The sequence below is a fragment of the Vicinamibacteria bacterium genome (genome assembly GCA_035620555.1).
In the GTDB taxonomy this organism is placed as follows: domain Bacteria; phylum Acidobacteriota; class Vicinamibacteria; order Marinacidobacterales; family SMYC01; genus DASPGQ01.
The window spans coordinates 1-2713 of record DASPGQ010000250.1 but is presented as its reverse complement, the minus strand read 5'-3'; the positions used below and the strand labels follow the sequence as shown (position 1 = coordinate 2713).

General features: G+C 62.0%; 2 protein-coding genes. Both read right to left on the bottom strand.

The features are described 5' to 3' along the window. A partial coding sequence (locus tag VEK15_10560) for a PQQ-dependent dehydrogenase, methanol/ethanol family (protein ID HXV61126.1) occupies window positions 1-1630 on the bottom strand: 1630 nt, incomplete at its 3' end. Between the two features lie 3 nt (window positions 1631-1633). Continuing rightward, on the bottom strand, window positions 1634-2623 hold the full coding sequence (locus tag VEK15_10555; GenBank protein ID HXV61125.1) for a mechanosensitive ion channel family protein: 990 nt from the start codon (window positions 2621-2623) through the stop codon (window positions 1634-1636). Between the last annotated feature and the right edge of the window lie 90 nt (window positions 2624-2713).

The following is a 2713-nucleotide window of genomic DNA, read 5'->3' as shown; positions in this document are numbered from 1 at the left end:
AGAAGGTCATGTCGCCACCAATGCCGCCGGAGGGTACGGCCAGATACTGCGTGCCGTCGAGCTCGTAGGTAATGGGGCTGCCGATGATGCCCGAGCCGGTCTGGAACTGCCAGAGGAGCGTTCCCGAACGCGCGTCGAAAGCCATGAAGTAGCCGCGCATGTCTCCGGTAAACACGAGCCCGGTGGCGGTGGCTACGGCACCGGCCCAGAAAGGTGCCGGGCTCACCGCGCGCCACACCACCTTGCGCTCCACCACGTCGAAGGCGACGAAGTTGCCGGGATGGTCGCTCGTCAGATACTGCTGATAGTCGGCGCCCAGATACCACTCACCGTCGGTCGGGGGTCCGAACCGGTCCTCGGCCCAGAATCGATATCCCATGGCCCACTGGTTCGACATGAAGAAGAGGTAACCGAGCTCTGGGTTGTACGCCAGAGGCTGCCAGTCGATCGCTCCCTCGAGACTGGGAATGATCGGACCGACCTCGGGGCCGCCCGATTCGGCCACCATGTCGGGATTCACGTCGGGACGACCGGTCTCGGGATCTAGACCGAAGGCCCAGTTGATTCCGGGAACGATGGGCTCGCCGTAGATGAACCTGCCATTCGTCCGATCGAGCGCATAGAAGAAGCCATTCTTGTCGTGATGGAACAGGGCCTTGAGCAGTCCGCGGTCACCGAGCACCACATCCGCGAGCACCGGAGTGCTCACCGCATCGTAGTCCCAGCAATCCCACGGTGTGTACTGAAAGCCCCATTCGATCGTGCCGGTGTCGACCTCGATCGCGATGGTCGCGGCCGTCCACTTGTTGTCGCCCTTGCGCACGTGACAGTTCCACGGCGCCGCGTTTCCGGTATTCCAGTACACCAGGTTGAGGTCGCGGTCGTAAACACCCGTCGTCCAGGTGGGCCCACCTCCGTTCTTCCAGGTATCTCCTGGCCAGGTCTCGTTGCCGGGCTCGCCCGGGCCCGGGATGGTGTAAGCCGTCCATCGCAGAGCACCGGTCTCGGCGTCGAAAGCCTTGACGAAGCCCCGGATTCCGAACTCCCCGCCAGCGACACCCGTCAGCACCATATCCTTGACCGCGAGGGGTGCCCCGGTGATGCTGTAGCCCTGTTCCCAGTCGATGACCTCCGTCTCCCAAGCGACCTCGCCCGTTTCCCGGTCGAGGGCCACCACGCGCGCATCCATCGTGCCGACGAACACGAGCTCGCCTAAGAGAGCCACGCCGCGGTTATTCGAGCCGCAGCAGTAGACCCGTTCGACATCGTCACCGATCTTGGGATCGTAGCTCCATTTCTTCTTGCCGGTTCGCGCGTCGATAGCGAACACTCGAGACCCATCGGCCGAAACGTAGAGCACCCCCTCGTGAATCAGCGGCGTTGCCTGCAGGCCGCGGTTCTCACCCCCGGTAGTGAACACCCAGGCGGGATGTAACCGATTGACGTTGGCCGGCGTGATCTGATCGAGCCGGACGAACCGCTGGCCGAAGTAGTCGCGCCCGTAGGTGAGCCAGGACGAGTTGTCGTCCGCTGCCTTATCCAGTTGCGATGCCGTGACCGGTTGCGGCTCTGCCTCTGAGCACCAGAACGCCGCCGCCACGAACGCACAACCAACGGGCACCCAACGCATGAGCTACTCCTGTTTCGCCTCCGCCTTCTCCCGCACGCCGTCCGTTTCCGCGAGCACTTCGCGTACGACCGCCTTCACCAGGTCGCGGTTCGGACCGCTGTCCACCCGGAAAGGTGCGCTCGCCTCGCCAAAGTAGACGCTTCGGTGGGGGAAGGGAATCTCGATCCCTAGCTCGTCGAACTTCTTCTTGATGCGGCGATTCATCTCGCGCCCGATCCTGAACTGGTGGGTTGGTCGCGTCTTCAGACGCGTCTTGATGACGACCGCCGAGTCCGCGAACTTATCCACGCCGAGGACTTCGAGTGGCTCGAGGATGTCGTCCTTGTAGGCTTCTTCATGCATCATCTCCTCGGCCAGGCCCACGAGGACCTCGGTGACACGATCGGTATCTTCCTTGTAGGCAACGCCCACGTCGAAGACATAGAACGAGTACTTGCGCGTCATGTTCGAGAGGCTCTGAATGTTTCCGTTCGGGAAAACATGCACCACGCCGTCGAGACTGCGGAGCACGGTCGTCCTCAGATTGACTTCTTCAACGAGTCCGCCGGTTCCGTTGATGACCGCGATGTCGTTCACCCGGACCTGGTTCTCGAGCAGCATGAACAGGCCGCTGATGACGTCCCGTACCAGATTCTGAGCGCCGAAGCCAATGGCGAGGCCGGCCACGCCCGCGCCGGCGAGCAAGGGACCGATGTCGAAGCCGATCTCCTTCAAGGCCATCACCACCGCCACCGCCCAGATCACTACCATTACCGCCTTGCCGACGATGGCGATGATCGTACCCGCCCGTTTGTCGAGCTCGGTGGTCGTTCCGCCAGCCCTCTCCTGCATGGCCGTGACGATGCGCAGCTTCAACCCCCTGATCACGCGCCTCGCGATCCGGTTGGCGACGTAGGCGAAAACGAGGATGAAGCAGAAACGCAAAAAGTTCGCCGCGAAGGGGTACATTCGTTCTGCAGTGAAGAAATCCGCGAAAGTTTGCAAGAAGCTCATCGTGTCTCGCGCGCACGATATATCCAGGAGCCAGAGCAGGCAAGGCTCACTTCCGGGGTCAACCTCAAGTATTACTTTAACTCACTCGGT